At 65.3% G+C, this 18,670-nt stretch carries 17 protein-coding genes and 2 tRNA genes; 7 read left to right on the plus strand and 12 right to left on the minus strand.

Annotated features, from left to right (window positions below):
* Positions 1–2: 2 nt before the first annotated feature.
* The 5 genes from A4X17_RS02205 (at position 3) to pknB (ending at position 7,648) form a co-directional block, all read left to right on the plus strand.
* Positions 3–1,247 (plus strand): Stp1/IreP family PP2C-type Ser/Thr phosphatase, encoded by a 1,245-nt coding sequence (locus tag A4X17_RS02205; RefSeq protein ID WP_064294020.1) that lies wholly within the window; start codon positions 3–5, stop codon positions 1,245–1,247.
* On the plus strand, positions 1,237–2,634 hold the full coding sequence (locus tag A4X17_RS02210) for an FtsW/RodA/SpoVE family cell cycle protein (RefSeq protein ID WP_064294021.1): 1,398 nt from the start codon (positions 1,237–1,239) through the stop codon (positions 2,632–2,634). Before A4X17_RS02205 ends, A4X17_RS02210 begins: the two co-directional genes overlap by 11 nt.
* Positions 2,631–4,106, plus strand: coding sequence for a penicillin-binding protein 2 (locus tag A4X17_RS02215; protein WP_064294022.1), 1,476 nt, complete (start codon positions 2,631–2,633; stop codon positions 4,104–4,106). Before A4X17_RS02210 ends, A4X17_RS02215 begins: the two co-directional genes overlap by 4 nt.
* Positions 4,103–5,854 carry a serine/threonine-protein kinase gene (locus A4X17_RS02220; RefSeq protein WP_064294023.1) on the plus strand — a complete coding sequence of 584 codons (1,752 nt, stop codon included), beginning with the start codon at positions 4,103–4,105 and terminating at the stop codon, positions 5,852–5,854. Before A4X17_RS02215 ends, A4X17_RS02220 begins: the two co-directional genes overlap by 4 nt.
* A 102-nt stretch (positions 5,855–5,956) precedes the next feature.
* The gene (gene pknB / locus A4X17_RS02225) at positions 5,957–7,648 is read left to right on the plus strand and encodes a Stk1 family PASTA domain-containing Ser/Thr kinase (RefSeq protein WP_064294024.1); all 1,692 of its coding nucleotides are present in this window, start codon (positions 5,957–5,959) and stop codon (positions 7,646–7,648) included.
* 48 nt (positions 7,649–7,696) lie between these two features.
* Here pknB and A4X17_RS02230 read toward each other — a convergent pair whose 3' ends face one another.
* From A4X17_RS02230 to A4X17_RS02235, 3 genes are read right to left on the minus strand one after another with little or no spacing between them, the layout of a single operon-like run.
* Positions 7,697–8,332 (minus strand): aminodeoxychorismate/anthranilate synthase component II, encoded by a 636-nt coding sequence (locus tag A4X17_RS02230; RefSeq protein WP_064294025.1) that lies wholly within the window; start codon positions 8,330–8,332, stop codon positions 7,697–7,699.
* Positions 8,329–8,490: a hypothetical protein gene (locus tag A4X17_RS19380; protein WP_162852296.1), complete on the minus strand. Its 162-nt coding sequence runs from the start codon at positions 8,488–8,490 to the stop codon at positions 8,329–8,331. Before A4X17_RS19380 ends, A4X17_RS02230 begins: the two co-directional genes overlap by 4 nt.
* A 2-nt stretch (positions 8,491–8,492) precedes the next feature.
* Positions 8,493–9,299: a class E sortase gene (locus A4X17_RS02235; protein WP_139205471.1), complete on the minus strand. Its 807-nt coding sequence runs from the start codon at positions 9,297–9,299 to the stop codon at positions 8,493–8,495.
* Between the two features lie 77 nt (positions 9,300–9,376).
* Here A4X17_RS02235 and A4X17_RS02240 point away from each other — a divergent pair, with 77 nt between their 5' ends.
* Entirely contained in the window at positions 9,377–9,622 is a 246-nt protein-coding gene (locus A4X17_RS02240; protein WP_064294026.1) for a cell division protein CrgA, read from the plus strand.
* A 380-nt stretch (positions 9,623–10,002) separates the two neighbouring features.
* On the opposite strand, the gene A4X17_RS02245 is transcribed toward A4X17_RS02240, so the two are convergent.
* On the minus strand, positions 10,003–10,695 hold the full coding sequence (locus tag A4X17_RS02245; RefSeq protein WP_231884268.1) for a rhomboid family intramembrane serine protease: 693 nt from the start codon (positions 10,693–10,695) through the stop codon (positions 10,003–10,005).
* A gap of 165 nt (positions 10,696–10,860) precedes the next feature.
* Positions 10,861–11,418 (minus strand): peptidylprolyl isomerase, encoded by a 558-nt coding sequence (locus tag A4X17_RS02250; RefSeq protein ID WP_064294028.1) that lies wholly within the window; start codon positions 11,416–11,418, stop codon positions 10,861–10,863.
* Positions 11,419–11,522: 104 nt separating this feature from the next.
* Between A4X17_RS02250 and A4X17_RS02255 the strand changes: the two genes are divergently transcribed.
* Positions 11,523–12,047: a hypothetical protein gene (locus tag A4X17_RS02255; protein ID WP_064294029.1), complete on the plus strand. Its 525-nt coding sequence runs from the start codon at positions 11,523–11,525 to the stop codon at positions 12,045–12,047.
* A 70-nt stretch (positions 12,048–12,117) separates the two neighbouring features.
* Here the strand turns inward: A4X17_RS02255 and A4X17_RS02260 are convergent, their stop codons facing one another.
* The 7 genes from A4X17_RS02260 to gyrA form a co-directional block, all read right to left on the minus strand.
* Entirely contained in the window at positions 12,118–12,540 is a 423-nt protein-coding gene (locus tag A4X17_RS02260) for an NUDIX hydrolase (RefSeq protein WP_064294030.1), read from the minus strand.
* 182 nt (positions 12,541–12,722) lie between these two features.
* A complete protein-coding gene (locus tag A4X17_RS02265) occupies positions 12,723–13,358 on the minus strand; it encodes a DUF4276 family protein (RefSeq protein ID WP_064294031.1) in 636 nt (211 codons plus the stop codon).
* 6 nt (positions 13,359–13,364) lie between these two features.
* Positions 13,365–14,660 carry an AAA family ATPase gene (locus A4X17_RS02270; RefSeq protein WP_082915863.1) on the minus strand — a complete coding sequence of 432 codons (1,296 nt, stop codon included), beginning with the start codon at positions 14,658–14,660 and terminating at the stop codon, positions 13,365–13,367.
* Positions 14,661–15,335: 675 nt separating this feature from the next.
* Positions 15,336–15,408 (minus strand) — tRNA-Ala (locus A4X17_RS02275).
* 55 nt (positions 15,409–15,463) lie between these two features.
* Positions 15,464–15,537, minus strand: a tRNA-Ile gene (locus A4X17_RS02280).
* A gap of 87 nt (positions 15,538–15,624) precedes the next feature.
* A complete protein-coding gene (locus A4X17_RS02285) occupies positions 15,625–16,032 on the minus strand; it encodes a DUF3566 domain-containing protein (RefSeq protein ID WP_056010202.1) in 408 nt (135 codons plus the stop codon).
* Positions 16,022–18,646, minus strand: coding sequence for a DNA gyrase subunit A (gene gyrA, locus A4X17_RS02290; RefSeq protein ID WP_064294033.1), 2,625 nt, complete (start codon positions 18,644–18,646; stop codon positions 16,022–16,024). The genes A4X17_RS02285 and gyrA overlap by 11 nt, the downstream gene beginning before the upstream one ends.
* Positions 18,647–18,670: the final 24 nt, after the last annotated feature.

The raw sequence follows: 18,670 nt of genomic DNA on the forward strand, positions 1-18,670 counted from the left end.
CGGTGACGACCAGCGGCGCCGGCGCAGCGCTCTCCCACGTGGGTAAAGTGCGCTCAAACAACCAGGATTCCGGCTACTCCGGGCACCACCTGTTCGTCGTCGCCGACGGCATGGGCGGCCACGCCGGCGGTGACGTCGCCTCGGCGATGGCACTCAACCGGATCATCGAAGCCGACGAGCCGTACCCGTCGTCCGAAGCCGCGGAGGCGACGCTCCAGTCCGCGATCCTCGCGGCGAACTCCATCCTGGGCGACACGGTCTCGAAGCACCGCGAGCTGACGGGCATGGGCACCACGGTCTCCGCGCTCGCGGTCATCGGCAACGAGGTCGCCATCGCCCACATCGGTGACTCCCGGATCTACCTCTTCCGTGAGGGCGAGCTCAGCCAGATCACGGTCGACCACACGTTCGTCCAGCGCCTCGTGGACTCCGGCCGGATCACGGCCGAGGAAGCGATGGTCCATCCCCGCCGATCGGTGCTGATGCGCGTCCTCGGCGACGTCGACGCCTCCCCCGAGATCGACACGATGACGCTCGGGACGCAACCGGGTGACCGCTGGATCCTCTGCTCGGACGGTCTCTCGGGCGTGGTCGACGAGACGCACATCACCGCGACCCTCACCGAGAAGCTGTCCGCGCAGCGCACTGCCGAGAAGCTCGTCCGGCAGAGCCTGGACCGCGGTGCACCGGACAACGTCACCGTCGTGGTCGTCGACATCGTCGACGAGCCGGTGGGTGACGGCGAGCCCGTCGTCGTCGGTTCGGCCTCGAAGCCCGTTGCCTTCGCGCTCACCCCGTCGGTGAAGAAGCCCTCGCTCATCCCCAACAGCTGGCTGCATCCCGGTCGGGTCACCTCGCTCGGCAACTCCCACTTCGAGCCCGCCTCCGAGGACTACCTCGACGAGCTCATCGAAGAGGACGAGCGTCGTGCGAGACGGCGGCGCATCACCTGGCTCGTCGGCCTCATCGTGGTCATCGTCGCGATCGTCGGCGGGGTCGTGCTCGGGTACGCCTGGACCCAGACCCGCTACTTCGTCGGCGGCGACGACGACACCGTCGTCATCTACCAGGGCATCCAGCAGGACATCGGCCCCATCCAGCTGTCGAGCGTCAAGGAGGACACCGGCATCCCGCTCGGCTCGCTCTCCGATTTCGATCGCCAGGCCGTGGACCAGACCATCAGCGCCTCCTCCTTCACCGAGGCCCTCGACATCGTGAAACGTCTGCGGGTGACCGATGACCAGTGACGTCGCTGCCCCCATCCAAGCCGACACCGGCGTCATCAAGACGATGCGCCGACTCCGGCTGCCGAAGAAGCTCCGCAACCTCGAGCTCGCGCTCCTCATCTTCGCGTTCGCCATCAACGCGGTCGCGGTCATGCTCGTGCAGCTGGGCGCGCTCGGACACCTCGATTTCGCTCTGATCACCTTCGGCTCGGGCCTGTCGCTCCTGGTCCTCGCCTTCCACATCGTGCTGCGCTACACCGCGGCGGAGGCCGACCCCTTCCTGCTGCCGATCGCCACCGTGCTCGGCGGCGTCGGCATCGCCGAGATCTACCGGATCGACATCGCCCTCGGCGACTCCGGTTGGGCGAGCGCCGCGGTCCGACAGATGGTGTGGAGTGCGATCGCGATCGCCGGAGCCATCGCCGTGGTCCTGATCATCCGCAACCACCGCGTCCTCTTCAAGTACACGTACATCGCCGGCCTCTTCGCCTTCGTCCTGCTCCTGCTGCCCCTGCTGCCGGGCATCGGTCGCGAGGTCAACGGCGCCCGCGTCTGGATCGGCATCGGCGACGCGGTCACCTTCCAGCCCGGTGAGATCGCGAAGATCGCTCTCGCGGTCTTCTTCGCCGGTTATCTCGTGCGCACGCGCGACAGCCTCTCGATGGTCGGCAAGAAGTTCCTCGGGATCCAGTTCCCCCGCCTGCGCGACCTCGGCCCGATCCTCGTGGTGTGGGCGATGGCGATGGGCGTGATCGTCTTCCAGCGCGACCTCGGAACCGGTCTGCTCTACTTCGGCATGTTCCTCGTGATGCTGTACGTCGCGACGAGCCGTGCCAGCTGGATCATCATCGGCCTGACGATGTTCTTCGCCGGTGCGTTCATCGCCGGTCAGACCCTCTCCTACGTCGCCGGCCGTTTCCACAACTGGTGGGACGCCTTCAACCCGGAGGTCTTCGACCGCGACGGCGGCAGCTACCAGCTCGTGCAGGGCATCTTCGGCCTCGCCCACGGCGGACTGCTCGGCACCGGGCTCGGCCAGGGCATGCCCGAGATCACCCCCGTCCCGCAGAGCGACTACATCATCGCCAGCCTCGGTGAGGAGCTCGGTCTCGCCGGTCTCTTCGCGATCTTCGCGCTCTACCTGCTGCTCGTCTCGCGGGGCTTCCGGGTCGGCTACGCCGGTACCGACGACTTCGGCAAGCTCCTCTCGGTCGGCCTGGCGTTCACCGTCGCGCTGCAGGTCTTCGTCGTCGTCGGCGGCGTGACCCGCATCATCCCGCTCACGGGGCTCACCACGCCCTTCTTGGCGGCCGGCGGGTCCTCGCTCGTCGCGAACTGGATCATCATCGCCGTCCTGCTCCGCATCTCCGACACGGTCCGAACCCAACCCAAGGCGGTGGTCTCATGAACCGCGAACTCAAGCGGGTGGGCATCGTCGTCCTGGCGATGTTCCTGGCGCTCTTCGGGTCGACCACGATCATCCAGATGTTCCAGGCCGACACCCTCAACGCGGACGGTCGCAACACCCGGACGCTCTACGACAGCTACCGGACGGAGCGGGGTCCCATCCTGCTCACGGACGGAACCGCCATCGCCTCGTCCGTCGCGAGTGACGACGAGTACAAGTACCAGCGCGTCTACGCGAACGGCCCGCTGTACGCGCCCGTCACCGGTTACTTCTCGCCCACCCAGGGCTCGTCCGGTCTCGAACTCGCGACGAACGACCTCCTCAGCGGTACCTCGAACTCGCAGTTCCTCGACTCCATCAACCGGCTCATCTCCGGACAGGCGCCGAAGGGCGCGGCGGTGGAGGTCACCCTCGACCCCGTCGTTCAGCAGGCCGCCTTCGACGCGCTCGGCGACCAGGAGGGCGCGATCGTCGCCATCGAACCGAAGACGGGCAAGATCCTCGCCTCGGTGTCGAGCCCCGGCTACGATCCGAACGTCCTGGCCAGCCACGACAACGCGGCGGTGCTCGACGCCTACCGGACCCTCGACGACGACGACCGCCAGCCGCTCCTCAACAAGGGCGTCGACGGCGACCTCGATCCGCCCGGTTCCACGTTCAAGCTCGTCACGGCGGCCGCGGCGTTCGCGTCGGGCGATTACACGCCGGAGTCGGAGTTCCCCAACCCGTCCACCTACACGCTCCCCGGGACGAGCACCGTCATCCGCAACTCCGAAGGTGGAAGCTGCGGCGGCGGGGCGACGGTGTCCATCGCGACGGCCGTCGAGCTCAGCTGCAACATCCCGCTCGCGGAACTCGGCGTCGAGCTCGGCTACGAGAAGATCCGTGACATGGCGCAGAGCTTCGGCTTCAACATGGACGTCAACATCACCGGGACGGGACTCAACCCCATGCCGATGCAGCCGAGCACCTTCCCGAACGCGCTGAGCGACGACCAGACCGCGATGGCCGCCTTCGGGCAGTACACCGTGCGGGCCTCGGCACTCCAGATGGCCATGGTCTCGGCCGGCATCGCGAACGGTGGCATCGTCTGCAACCCGCAGCTGGTGAACCGCGTCGTGAACCCCGATCTGAGCGTCCTCAAGGAGTTCGAACCGGCGCAGCTGTCGCAGCCGATCTCGAGTTCGGTGGCCAAGGAGATCACGGACATCATGGTCCAGGGCGTCCAGAGCGGTGCTGCGACTAATGCAAGAATAGATGGGGTCGATGTGGCTGGAAAGACAGGCACTGCGCAGAACGGTTCCGACGATCCGTACACGCTGTGGTTCACCGGTTTCGCGCCTGCGGACGACCCGAAGGTCGCCGTGGCGGTCGTTGTTGAAGATGGCGGTGGACTCGGACAGGACGGTTACGGCAACCTCGTGGCCGCGCCGATCGCGAAGAAAGTACTAGAGGCGGTGCTGAACAAATGAGACCGACAGCCGGGCTGACCTTCGGAGGTCGCTACGAACTGCAATCTCGCATTGCGATCGGTGGCATGGGCGAGGTGTGGCAGGCCACTGACCTGGTCATCGGCCGGACCATCGCCATCAAGATCCTCAAGGACGAGTACATGGGGGACCCCGGGTTCCTCGAGCGGTTCCGTGCCGAAGCGCGGCACGCCGCACTCGTGAACCACGAGGGCATCGCCAACGTCTTCGACTACGGCGAGGAGGACGGCAGCGCGTTCCTCGTCATGGAACTCGTGCCCGGTGAGGCCCTGTCCACCGTGCTCGAGCGCGAGCGTGTCCTGCCCACCGACAAGGTGCTCGACATCGTCGCGCAGACCTCGTCGGCACTCCAGGCCGCACACGCCGCGGGCCTCGTCCACCGTGACATCAAGCCGGGCAACCTGCTCATCACGCCGGACGGCCGCGTCAAGATCACCGACTTCGGCATCGCCCGCATCGCCGACCAGGTGCCGCTCACGGCTACCGGTCAGGTCATGGGCACCGTGCAGTACCTCTCGCCCGAGCAGGCGAGCGGGCACCCCGCCTCACCGTCGACGGACATCTACTCGCTCGGCATCGTCGCGTACGAGTGCCTCGCCGGACGCCGTCCGTTCACGGGCGAGTCGCAGGTCGCCATCGCGATGGCGCAGATCAACGAGCAGCCGCCGGAGCTCCCCGTCACGATCGCCGAGCCGGTCCGCCGGTTCGTCATGTCGATGATCGCGAAGAACCCGGTCGACCGTCCGGCATCGTCCGCCCACGTCGCGCGCGCCGCCCAGGCGCTCCGTCGGGGCGATCTCAACGCCGCGGCCGCAGCCGTGCCGATGATCCTCGGTGGGGCCGGCGACGCCGCGACCACCGTGATGGACCAGACCCGCCGGATGCCCGCAGCCGACGACGCGACGACGCAGTTGCTGTCCGCCGCCGAGGCGGACCAGCTCGAGGACGACGTCGAGGGCGAGGGCGAGAAGAAGCAGCGCAGCAAGTGGACCTGGCCGCTCATCGGTCTCGTCGCCCTGCTCGTCATCGTGCTGGTCGGTTCGCTGATCGCCGTGTTCGCGAACCAGGGCAACGACGCAGGGGGCAAGACGCCGTCGGCGACATCGACCTCGGCCTCGCCGACCCCGTCGAAGACCCCGACCCCGACGCCCACGCCGGTGCCCACGGTGTTCCCGATCAACCTGAGCGATCTCCAGGGACGGTCCTTCGAAGAGCTCAACGCCATCTTCAGTGCGGCGCCGTACAACTTCAGCGTGTCGAAGAACGTCGGCAACCCAGCGACGTCGCCGGAGCAGGTCGACACGGTCTACGACGTCAACCCGACGGGTAACGTGAAGACGGGTTCAGCCATCACCCTCACCGTGTACGGCGAGATCGCCGTCATCGATCCACCCACGGAAGCGCCGAAGGTCGATCAGTCCAAGTTGAACGACGCCGGTCAGCTCGAGATCCCGAAGGACGCGACGTCGACGACCATCGCCGTCGACTGGGCTACCGTGCAGAACGCCTGTCCGACCGGCACGGACTTCCTCGGCTACACCGTGACGGTCGGCGGCGGTTTCTTCCAGAACAACGCATCGGGTCAGTTCGACGCCAACACGACGAGCGGCACGATCACGGTCGACGCCGCCGGTCAGCTGACCGTGTCCTACGCGGTCCGGTGCAGCACCGGCACGTCGGCGGCATCACCGGCATCGACGCCGATCGACGTGGTCAAGGCTACCGAGTAGTCACATCTCGTCGTGTGCTCTCAGGGGCATCCCTGAGAGCACACGAAGGGTGCCCGGGTAAGCTGTTAGTGTTTGTCCTCCAAGCGAATTCAGGGGTGGTACGTGGCTGACGATCAACGCCTGCTCGCAGGTCGATACGTCGTCGGCGACCTCATCGGTCGCGGGGGCATGTCCAACGTCTTCCGTGGCGTGGACACCAAGCTCGGTCGCACCGTCGCCATCAAGGTCCTCAAGTCCACACTCGCCACCGACCCCGCGTTCCGCTCCCGCTTCCGTCAGGAGGCACAGGCCGCCTCGCGGATGGCGCACCCGACGATCGTCCGCGTGTACGACGCCGGCGAGGAGCGGGTCAAGGACGGCTCCGGTCACGACCTCATCGAGCCCTTCATCGTCATGGAGTACGTCGAAGGGCGCATGCTCAAGGACCTCATCGCCGAGGGTCCCGTCGAGTCCGACGAGGCGGTGCGCATCGCGCACAGCATCCTCACCGCGCTGGAGTACTCCCACCGAGCCGGCGTCGTGCACCGCGACATCAAGCCGGGAAACGTCATGATCACCACGGCCGGCGACGTCAAAGTCACCGACTTCGGTATCGCGCGCGCCGTCTCGGATTCGTCCACGACAGTCGCCCAGACGACCGCCATCCTCGGCACCGCCGCATACTTCTCTCCCGAGCAGGCCAAGGGCGAGACGGTCGACGCACGGACCGACCTCTACTCGACCGGCGTCGTCCTCTTCGAGATGCTGACGGGCAAGGCGCCCTTCCGCGGCGACACCGCCGTCGCCGTCGCGTACCAGCACGTGAGCGAGCGCCCGGTGAAGCCGAGCTCGATCAACCCGAAGGTGTCGCCGGCACTCGATCAGGTCGTCCTCCGAGCCCTCGCGAAGGATCGCTTCGAGCGGTATCAGAGCGCCGTCGAGTTCCGTGAGGACCTCGACGAAGCCGGAGCCGGCCATGTGCCGGTCCGACGCGATGACCACGATTCACTGTTCGGCCCATCACCGACCGCGGCCTCCAGTACCGAGCAGGCGATCCGTCAGCTCACCTCGGACGACACCGTCACGCGTACCCAGCGCCGCCCGCCTGTCGTGTGGATCTGGGCTGCTATCGCCGGAATCGCCGTCATCCTCTTCTCCCTCGTGTTCTGGGTGGTCCAGCTCCCGCCCGCGACGAGTATCTCCACGGACTCCCGAGAAGTGCCGGATCTCGTCGATGCCACGTGGGAGAGCGCGAACAGCACGATCGAGCAGCTCGAACTCGTCCCGACCAAGTTCGACGAAGCGAGCAGCGACTACGATGCCGGGCACGTCATCCGAACGGATCCGCCAGGCGGAACCACGGTCACGAAGAACACACAGATCAAGGTCTACGTGTCGACCGGTCGAGCTCAGGTCGAGGTTCCCGACGTCATCAACCAGTCCTCCGAGGCCGCGTGGGCCGCGGTCGCCGCTGCCGGCCTCACACAAGGCTCCGTGACTCGCGAGAACTCACCGACTGTGCCGGCAGGTGTCGTGTTGCGGATGGATCCCGAGGCGGGTACCTCCGTCGACCAGGGGTCCACGGTGAACCTCGTCGTCTCCAGCGGGAACGTCACGCTGACGGACGTCGTCGGGCAGCCGCTCCTCGACGCGACGAACTACCTCCAGGACGCGACGAGGCAGTTCACCGTGCAGCCGCAGGCCGACGCGACGTGCAAGGCTGTCGCCGGCGACCCGGTCACGGCCATGTCGCCCGCACCAGGCGACATCCCGCAGAAGTCCGTCATCACACTCACCTACTGCACCGGTCCGTAGGCTGCACCGGTCCGCGGGCGGCGCTGGTCCCTGAGCCTGTCGAAGGGCCTACGGGGTCACGAGCGGACTGAGCCCCCGTGCCCGCTCATGCGCGCCGCTGAGCCCGGTCGTCTCAAGCCAGTTGGCCAGGAGCTGATAGCCGCCCTCGGAGAGCACCGACTCCGGATGGAACTGCACGCCGTGGATGGGGGCGTGACGGTGGCGGAGCCCCATGATGACGCCGCCGGTCGTCCGGCTCGTCACGACGAGCTCCTCGGGCACGGTGCCGTCGACGACGGCGAGCGAGTGATACCTCGTGGCGTTGAACAGCTGCGGGATGCCCCGGTAGAGGACACTGCCGTCGTGTTCCACGATCGAACTCCGCCCGTGCATCAGCTCGTCGGCGGTCTGCACGGTCGCTCCGAACGCCTCCGCGATCGCCTGGTGGCCGAGGCACACACCGAGGAGTGGTGTCCCGGTGCGGTACGCCGCGTTCACGGTGGCCAGCGAGATCCCGGCGTCAGAGGGTCGACCTGGTCCGGGTGAGACGAGTACGCCGTCGAACCCACGGATCCGCTGCTCGAGGTCGTCGAGTGCTACGCCGTCGTTCTGGACGACGACGGTCTCTGCACCCAGTTGTTCGACGTACCCGTTCAGCGTGTAGACGAAGCTGTCGTAGTTGTCGATGACCAGGACGCGGGTCATTCGTCGCCGACGGTCACATTCTGATCGACGATGAACGAGTCCACGTAGGGGAACACCCAGGTGAAGAGCGCGGCCACGACCGCCACGAAGAGGACGACGAGGATGATGATCCTCAGCCAGACGGGTCCGGGCAGGACCCTCCAGAGTGCGCCGTACATCGTCAGCCTCCAGCGGCCGCGACGGACGCGGCGATCTCGGCGGGCGGCCCGGCGGACAGCGGCTGCCAGGACTCGTACACCGCGTAAGCGATACTGCGTTCCGCCGTCGAATAGAGCGGGTTGCAGGTGGTCAGGGTGAGGATGCGCTGTGTCGGTGCGACGCCGTCCACCTGCGGGACGGGGTTGAGGACGTCCACCTGCGTGGGCAGCACGTAGGTGATGTTCCGGAACACGTAGGTGTAGTAGCCGTCCGCCGTCTGGACGTAGACCTTGTCGCCGATCTGCAGGTCGCTGATCAGGGTCATCGCGCCGCCGTAGGCCTTGCGGTGACCGGCGACCACGAAGTTGCCGACCTCTCCGGGCATCTGGGTGCTCGGGTAGTGACCGACGCCGAGGTCGAAACTGTTGAGGACGGTCGCGGTGTCGACACCCTCGGCGACCACCCGGCGGTAGTCGGCGCCGTATCGCGGCACGTAGAGCACCGCGAACGGGTCGCCCGGCGCGGGGCGAGCGGTCACGGGCGGTTCACCGTAGTTCGGCGTGCCGCTGGCGTCGACGGTCGGTTCGGGTGCGGGAGCGGTCTCGGCGTTCTTGATCCACTCCTGCGACTGGCTCGATGCCGCGTTCGCCTGGCTGCCGGCCATGATCATGTCGTTCCACCAGAGCTGCCAGGCGAGGAACAGCAGGACGACCATGCCAGCTGTGATGAGCAACTCGCCGGCGACCCCGAAGACGCTGATGCGGTGCTTCGACGGCGCTCTGCGCTCAGCGGCGCGTGCGCTCGCTCGCGAGGGTAGGTCGTCGGTCACGCATGGATTCTACCGAGAAGAGCTCCGGATCGGCTGATCCCAAGGCACCGATTGGGGTGAACAGGTAGAATGTCGGCATGGCACGCACGAAGTCACGAAGCAAACCGTCCCGCGAACCCGAGCAGACGAGCGGCGAGCCCGCACCGAACGCGGTCTGGTTCAAGCCGGTCATGTTCGGCTTCATGCTCCTCGGCCTCGCCTGGATCGTCGTCTACTACCTGAGCGGCACGCTGCTCCCGATTCAGTCGCTCGGCCCGTGGAACATCCTCGTCGGCTTCGGCATCGCCTTCATCGGCTTCCTCATGACCACCAGGTGGCGCTAGCCTCCCTCACTTCACGCGTGCACAGCGGGTCGTCCTCTCGGACGGCCCGCTGTTTCGTTGTACTCGGGATCCAGTGACGCGAGTTCTCCACAGGAATGTGGAGAACTTCCGAGTTATCCACATACCGGTGTGGAGAACATCAGAGACTCCCGGAAACACGGGGAACAACACCGGTGTAATTATCCCCAGTGTTCATAACTCTGTGGATAACTCGCGCAACCTTCAACGTCTGCTGCACGGTTGTGGCTCGCCGCCGGGCGCCGACTGGTCGACGCTGGTCACCCGGCGGTACCCGGTCACTGAGCCGACCCCGGTCACCGGGGCCACACCCGGTCTCTGAGCCGAACCCGGTCACTGAGCCTGTCGGAGTGCGGTCCCGTTCAGAGCAGGGCGGGCAGCAGGCTGGCTCCCACGAGGACGACGCTCAAGGCGCCGATCAGAACCGCCTGGAGCGGCTGCTGGGAGCGCTTACGGGTGTTGACGAGGATGAGGCCGACGAGGGCTCCGCCGACGAGCCCGCCCAGGTGGGCCTGCCAGGCGATGTTCACGCCGGGGATGAAACCGATGACGAGGTTGATGCCCAGGAGCACCAGCAGCCCGCGGGTGTCGGCACCCATGCGTCGTTGGATGACGAGGAACGCGCCGAGCAGACCGAAGATCGCGCCCGAGGCGCCGACCACGGCCGTCGTCGGGTCGGCGAGGAACAGGACACCGACCGAACCGGCGAACCCGGCGACCAGGTAGAGGGCGAGGAACCGCCAGTGACCGAGCATGGTCTCGAGGATCCGGCCGAAGATCCAGAGCGTGTACATGTTCAGCAGGATGTGGAAGATGAAGCCCTGCGAGTGCACGAACACGGCGGTCAGCATCCGCCAGGGCTGGAAGGCACCGTACGACGGATCGGAGTACACGCCGGCATAGAGCAGCGCGTTCGTGACGCCGAGCCCGGGTATCCACTGCAGCAGGAACACGAATGCCGTCACGGCGATGATCGCGTACGTGACGATGGGGGAGGAGTTGCTGATCCTCGCGCCGAGGCGGTTGCGAGGGGCGCTCTGTCGTTGCGCCTTCATGTCCTCCGGACAGATGAAACCGACTGCCCCGGGCGTCTGGCACTCTCCACAGATCGTCCGGCCGCAACGCTGGCAGAGCACGAAGCTCTGTCGGTCGGGGTGGCGATAGCAGAAGTTGGCCGACGGATCCCGGGGCAGGGTCACGGTCTGTCCTCCGAGCGGGGTCTAGGCCTCGGAGATGGTGACGCTCTCGAGGACGACGGGCTCGATCGGCTTGTCGCCGGCACCGGTCGGGACGGCCTGGATCGCATCGACGACCGCGCGGGACTCGGCGTCGGCGACCTCACCGAAGATGGTGTGCTTGCCCTGGAGCCACTGAGTGGGAACAGTGGTGATGAAGAACTGCGAGCCGTTCGTGCCCTCGACGGCGCCCGTGATGGCGTTGCGGCGCTTGCCGGCGTTCGCCATGGCGAGGATGTAGGGCTCGTCGAAGTTGAGCTCCGGGTGGATCTCGTCGTCGAAGTTGTAACCCGGACCACCGGTGCCGGTTCCGAGCGGGTCGCCGCCCTGGATCATGAACGCGGGGATGATGCGGTGGAAGATGAGGTCGCTGTACAGCGCGTCGTTCCGCGTCTGGCCCGTCTTCGAGTCCGTCCACTCGCGCCCGCCGGTCGCCAGGTCGGTGAAGTTCTTGACCGTCTTGGGAGCGTGGTCCCCGAAGAGGTTGACCTTGATCTCACCGTGGTTGGTGTGCAACGTGGCGACTGCGGTGTGCTTTGACATACTCCCAATTCTTGCACAAGGGTTCGGGACTCTCGGATGGTATCCAGGGGTCTAAGTGGCAAGATGGAGGTTACGTTGTTGCCGCGATCATTGGAGATGACCACATGAGCCTGTCACGCAAGCGCCGGAAAGAGCTCAAGAAGCTCAAGGGTTCCGCTGCCGACCTCTGGGACTCCCAGCAGGATGTCCTGAACCACGCCAACGAAGTCGCTCGTGAGGTGAGCCGCCAGCTCGGGAACTTCTCGAAGGAGCAGGTGGTCCCCGTCGTGCGCGACACCTATGAGCACCGCGTCGTCCCGACGGTCGACCGGGGGATCAAGGTCTCCCGCAACGCCGTCGACGGCGTGAAGAAGGGCATCTCGGATGGCGTCGTCCCCGCAGTCGGTGGCGTCGTCGGCACGGTGCTGAGCATCGGCGACATCGCCAAGGACACCCGCGTGCAGGCAGCCCTCCGCCGCCTTCACGTCCCCGAGCAGGTGCTGCCCGCCAAGAAGGGCGCGAGCGCCGGTACCGTCATCGCGATCGGCCTCGGCGTCCTCGCCGCTGCCGGTGTCGCCTACGCCGTCTGGCAGACGTTCCGCGCAGACGACGAGCTGTGGGTCTCCGACGAGGAGCCTGCCGCTTCCTGATCCCGCATCGCACGACGCAGCCCCTCGCCGGTTCCGACCGGGGAGGGGCTTCGTGTTGTGACGGCTGTGCTCAGATGAGGCCGGCGAAGCGTCGTCCGACGTCGACCAGGCTGACACGGTCGAGTGAGCCGACCTCCTCGAGCGGGTACCACGCGGCGTAGTCGGTGCTGCCGTCGGCCTCGTAGGTCAGGGTGCCGCCGGTGAGGTGCGCCCGGTAGACGATGCGCAGCGTGTGGAGCGGGCCGGTGGCCGTCGTGCTGAGCCGGCGCTCCGCCGGCACGACCTGCGAGTCGACGCCGATCAGGTCGTCGAGCTCGGCGTGGTAGCCGGTTTCCTCGAACACCTCGCGGACCGCCGCGTCGGCCGGGTCCTCGCCGGGGTCGATCCCGCCGCCCGGGAGCGTCCATCCGCTGTGTCCGCTCTCGTTCCAGTGGGAGAGCAGCATGCCCCGTTCGTCGACGATGATGGCATATGCAGCGACGCGGATATCCATGACGCCAGCCTAACCGCCGGTCCGCGAGAACTGGGAAATGCCCCAGAGCCCCATCATCTCCCACCACCCGTCAGCGCATCCAGCTGAGAACTCTCTGCCACTCGACGTCATCGGAACTGGAAGACCATGTCGGGGACGCCGCTCATCCGACATCGACAGTAGGTTGCGGGCCGTGCGAACCGTTACGTGGACGACGCCGCGGTAGCCCGCCTGCATTGGTCCAGGTAGTCGACGTGTCCAAGAATATGGAGCAGATGCCGAAAGCTCCGGCTATTGCGCGCCGTGGCCAATGGGTCAATCCGCGTTGCGATTTTCTTGCCGTCATCAATCTTGTCGTACTGCCTGCCCTTAGCTGCCCTCTTTAGTAGATCGAGGGCCTTGACACTGTCTGCCTTATCCGGCTCAACGCGCCTGATCAATGCGTCAGAGACATCGTAGCGAGCCGGCTGTCTCCTGAGGGCGTCGAGGTCAGCGATGAGCCAGTTCTCAAAGGTTCGATCTTTGTAGACAACTTCGATCCGAAAGGACCCAGGAGAGACACGATCGAGTTCGGTCTTCAGCGTGGCGGCCAGCTCGCCCGGCTTCGTTGTTTGCTGCTCGCGGTCAATAACGAGAACGAACAGGTCAACCTTCCTCGCATAAGCCTGCCGTAGTAAAGGTTCGCATGCCTTGGCTATACCCTTAACCGCGCCATCAGGCTGACATGTCACATGCACAACCGTGGGCGTCAAGGCTCCCGCAATTGTTGGCAGGGACCTCAGAACAGTTTTGAACGCAGAGAATTCGCCCATCCCTTCTGTCGCGATCATCGTGTTCATAACGGCTTACTCGAGTCCGCGCGGCAGCGCCTCAGCGACCGCCCCACTGTCGAGAAGCTCGAAGACCGTGATCTCGCCATCGAGCACTTGCTTCGCGATCTCGGGGTCCATAGCCGCAACCTGGGAGATGCGGCTTCGCCCTTGCTCCATCCACATAAGGTTCACTGACTCGGGAGGCACAGCAGTCAGCAGGACCGGCGAATGGCTCGTCAGCAGGATCTGCCTAGGTGAGTCCTGACATAGCTGTAGGAGCTGACGGAGTATCCAAGGATGCAGCGCGTTCTCGAGCTCCTCGATCACTAGCATTGTCGCCCTTGGATCAAAGATCGCCACGAGCAATGCGAAGGCCTGAATGGTGCCGTCAGAGACCTCCGAGGAGTTCCACGGTCGACCAACTCCTCGCTCCCGAAACTGTACCGCTAGTCGCCTGTCTTCCGTGTAGGCAATCGAAATCTCCTCAAGCGTAGGGATGATGGTGCGCATGGCAGACTCAACGCTCGCCCAAGCACGCGCATCATTACGACGAAGGAAGTCGGCTGCCCCGGGAAGATTGTCGCCATGCAGTTCCAATTGAGCCCGCGGGGAGGCTACGCCAGGGAGTCTTGAGGTGTGGGGTGATAGTTGGAAAACTCTGATAGACGAGAGAAATCGCGATACCTGCCAGAACACATCAATATAGAACGCGCGTCCGAAGATCAGGTCACTTGGGGCAGGCTTGATATCAGTCAGGAAATCGGCTCGCTCATAGGCGTAGAGGAGGTCATCGAGAAACTCAGACTGATCCTCTTCACCGGATGCCCGATTGACGCTAACACCGCCGCCCTTTTGCCGCACAATCGTCGCCAGCACGACTCCACTCAGAGTGGTGATCGAGATCGACTCCTGAGTGACTTCAAAATCGGCGGTCAACTTCTGGGAAACCGCACGGAACGCGAAGTCGTGCCGAATGACCACACTTGGAACTTGCTGCCGCTTCTTTCCCTTCTCGCGCTCCCTGCCACGGATCCCGGCGTACCTCAAACCCTCCGTTACCTCTTTTTTCTGGAGCTCAACCTCCACAGTGAGCCGGATTGGTCGTCGGGCACGCCGCGTGCGACGGTGAGCGAGGTTTTCATACCCGCCTCCGTGGCTCACGGCTAGTTCGAGTCCATGCAAATAGGCATTGCTAATGAAGACCAGGCCGTCAACTAGGTTGCTCTTCCCCGAACCGTTGGCTCCCGTGATGACAGTTAGATCGGCAAGATCTGCCGTGAAGTCATATAGCGACTTGAACGCCTCAAAATGAACTGATCTAATTCTCATAGGCCGACCTCATTAGCGAATCCACTGTTGGCTCAAGCGTCTTCGCGAGAACCGGCACCGCATCGGTCGCCACCCCCAGACTATCTGGAGCCCAACGGATGACGGTGAAATCAACGCTGGTGATTCCAAGAATCGTCCCTCAACCACCGCAGCGTGCGCCCAGTTGAGGCGGGTCCGCCGGGCGCTGCGTTTCCTGCGCCACATGTGGAGTCCGCGCAAGACGGTGATGAGACGTCATCGGACAGGGAACTCTCGACTCTGCGGCGCCCGGCGCGTTCATACGCGGCTCTCTATGCCACGACTGTCGCGGATCGAGTGTTCTGGTTGGTCTACAAGATGGTTGCACCGTCGTAAACCCAACGACGCCCCTCCCATCGCATAGGTTCTGCATCCAGGTGAAGCCTGCATTGGAGCGCCTGCCCGCAGTCCGGATGAACCTCTTCGTTGGTTACGACCACGGGAGCGTGCTAGTCCTAGTGGCCCAACCCGATGTGGGCTGGTCAAGTGACTGCGCGCGGCGAGCGTGGGCGCCACAGCTTTCGCTCGACATCGTCCATCGCAACGGTTTCGCCGCGAACGCGGAGGAGGTTCCAAAGGAAGTTCCCCCGACGCAGCGTTGTCAGTCGATCTGAGGGCTTGGTATCTAGGGCCGAGTCATCGGCTACTTCCGAACTGTGGAGCCTGGGAGAATCGAACTCCCGACATCCTGCTTGCAAAGCAGGCGCTCTACCAACTGAGCTAAGGCCCCGGATGGAGCAGATCCGGAGATCCGATCCAATCGGTGTGTTGCTGGTCGTGCAGGGTGGGGCTACCAGGACTTGAACCTGGGACCTCTTCGTTATCAGCGAAGCGCTCTAACCGCCTGAGCTATAGCCCCGTTTTGAACCTTGTTGAGACTACCCGATTCCCGTCGCAACTCATAATCGAGCGGCGCCGCACGGCGCGGCGCCGACCCGACCGAGCGTCAGTTGTTGGTGAACCCGACGAGCAGGCCACCCGTGATCTTCACGCTGAGGTTGTAGAGCCCCGCGAGGAGGGCGCCCATCAGCGTGATGACGATGAGGTTGAGCAGCGCCACGATGCCCGCGAAGGCCATGACCTGCGGCAGGTTGACGTACTGCAGGATGTTGTTCCCCGGGCCGGCGATGTCGGTGAACAGGCCACCGACCTTCGTGAAGACACCGGTGGTGTTCAGCACGGTGTAGACGAGGAAGAAGAACACCACGATGACCACGGCGACCGCGATCGCCGCCAGGAACGACAGCTTCACCGCCGACCAGAAGTCGATGTACACCAGCTTCAGGCGCACCTGCTTGGTGCTGGTGCGTTTGGTCGACTTCTTGGCCAACTTCTCTGCGACGCTACTGCTCATCTACTTCTTCCTTCATCGCCGGAGTCTCTTCCGGCACGGATGCCTCGGGTTCTGCACCCTCCGGGGCGGCTGCGTCTGCAACCGTCTCCGGAACATCCTGGGTCTCAAGGTTTCGGTCACTGTTCTTGGCCAGCGCGATGATTCGGTCGCTCTCCGCGAAACGCGCGAAGACGACGCCCATCGTGTCGCGCCCCTTCGCTGGAACTTCGGCCACGGCAGACCTTACCACCTTGCCACTGGCAAGAACCACAAGGACCTCGTCGCTCTCATCGACGATCAAGGCGCCCGCGAGGGTGCCTCGATCGTCGTTCAGCTTGGCCACCTTGATGCCCAGACCGCCGCGGTTCTGGCCGCGATACTGGTCGATGTTGGTGCGCTTCGCGTAGCCGCCCTCGGTCACGACGAAGACGAACGCCTCGCGTTCCTCACCCTCGACGGACGGCAGCACCGACGCCGAGAGCAGCTTGTCGTCGTCGCGGAAGTGCATGCCGATGACGCCGCTCGTCGCACGTCCCATCGGCCGCAGGGTCTCATCGCTCGCCGTGAAGCGGATCGACATGCCCTTGCGCGACACGAGCAGGACGTCGCTGTCGTTCTCCACGAGCAGCGCGGAGGTGAGCTCGTCGCCCTCGCGCAGGTTGATCGCGATGATGCCGCCCGAACGGTTGGTGTCGTACTCCGAGAGCGCCGTCTTCTTGACGAGGCCGTCGTGCGTCGCGAGGACCAGGTACGTCGCGGCCTCGTAGTCGCGGATGTCGAGGATCTCGGCGATCTCCTCATCGGGCTGCATGGCGAGCAGGTTTGCCACGTGCTGGCCCTTGGCGTCGCGGCCGGCCTCCTGCAGTTCGTAAGCCTTCGCGCGGTACACGCGGCCCTTCGTGGTGAAGAAGAGGAGCCAGTGGTGCGTCGTCGTCACGAAGAAGTGGTCGACCACGTCGTCCGCGCGCAGCTGGGCACCCTTGACGCCCTTGCCACCGCGGTGCTGCTGACGGTAGTTGTCGCTGCGCGTGCGCTTGATGTACCCGCCGCGGGTGACGGTGATGACCATCTCCTCTTCGGGGATCAGGTCTTCCATGTTCATGTCGCCGTCGAAACCGAACATGATCTCGGTGCGACGGTCGTCGCCGTACTTGTCGACGATCGCGGTCAGTTCCTCACTGACGATCTCGCGCTGGCGGACCGGCTTCGCGAGGATGTCCTTGAGGTCGGCGATCTGCGCTTCGATCTCGGCGGCCTCGTCGATGATCTTCTGACGCTCGAGGGCGGCGAGACGACGCAGCTGCATGTCGAGGATCGCGCTGGCCTGGAGCTCGTCGATCTCGAGGAGGTCCATGAGGCCCGTGCGCGCCTCGTCGGCGGACGGCGAACGACGGATGAGCGCGATGACCTCGTCGAGGGCGTCGAGCGCCTTCAGGTAGCCGCGGAGGATGTGTGCGCGCTCCTCCTTCTTGCGGAGTCGGAACACGGTGCGGCGGACGATGACCTCGACCTGGTGCGTCACCCAGTTGGTGATGAACCCGTCGAGCGGCAGCGTCCGCGGGATGCCGTCGACGATCGCGAGCATGTTCGCGCCGAAGTTGTCCTGCAGCTGCGTGTGCTTGTAGAGGTTGTTGAGGACGACCTTCGCGACCGCATCGCGCTTCAGCACGATGACGAGCCGCTGGCCGGTGCGACCGGAGGTCTCGTCGCGGATGTCGGCGACGCCGCCGAGACGACCCTCCTTGACGAGGTCGGCGATCTTCAGCGCGAGGTTGTCGGGGTTCACCTGGTACGGGAGCTCGGTGACGACGAGGCAGGTCCGACCCTGGATCTCCTCGACGTTCACGACGGCCCGCATCGTGATGGAACCGCGACCCGTGCGGTAGGCGTCCTGGATGCCCTTGACACCGAGGATCTGCGCGCCGGTCGGGAAGTCCGGCCCCTTGATGCGCTGCATGAGCGCCTCGAGGAGCTCTTCCCGGCTGGCCTCGGGGTTCGCCAGGTGCCAGAGGGCACCGTCGGCGACCTCGCGGAGGTTGTGCGGCGGGATGTTCGTCGCCATGCCGACCGCGATGCCGACGGACCCGTTGACGAGGAGGTTCGGGAAGCGCGCCGGCAGGACGACCGGCTCCTGGGACTCGCCGTCGTAGTTGGGCTGGAAGTCGACGGTCTCCTCGTCGATGTCGCGCACCATCTCCATGGCGAGCGGGGCCATCTTCGTCTCGGTGTATCGAGGGGCTGCCGCGCCGTCGTTGCCCGGTGAGCCGAAGTTGCCCTGGCCGAGCGCCAACGGGTACCGCATGCTCCACGGCTGGACGAGGCGCACGAGCGCGTCGTAGATGGCGGTGTCACCGTGCGGGTGGAACTGACCCATGACGTCGCCGACGACGCGCGCGCACTTGGAGAACGAGCGGTCGGGGCGGTAGCCGCCGTCGTACATCGCGTAGATCACGCGGCGGTGGACGGGCTTCAGGCCGTCGCGGACGTCGGGCAGGGCACGGCCGACGATGACACTCATCGCGTAGTCGAGGTAACTGCGCTGCATCTCGAGCTGCAGGTCGACCTGGTCGATCCGTCCGTGCACGCCGTGGTCCTCGTCCGGGACCGTGATCTCGTCGTTGGTTTCGTCTGCCATGTTCTCTTACTTCTCCTGGTCCCT

Origin of the sequence: Plantibacter sp. H53 (genome assembly GCF_001650455.1) — a bacterium.
In the GTDB taxonomy this organism is placed as follows: Bacteria; Actinomycetota; Actinomycetes; order Actinomycetales; family Microbacteriaceae; genus Plantibacter; species Plantibacter flavus_A.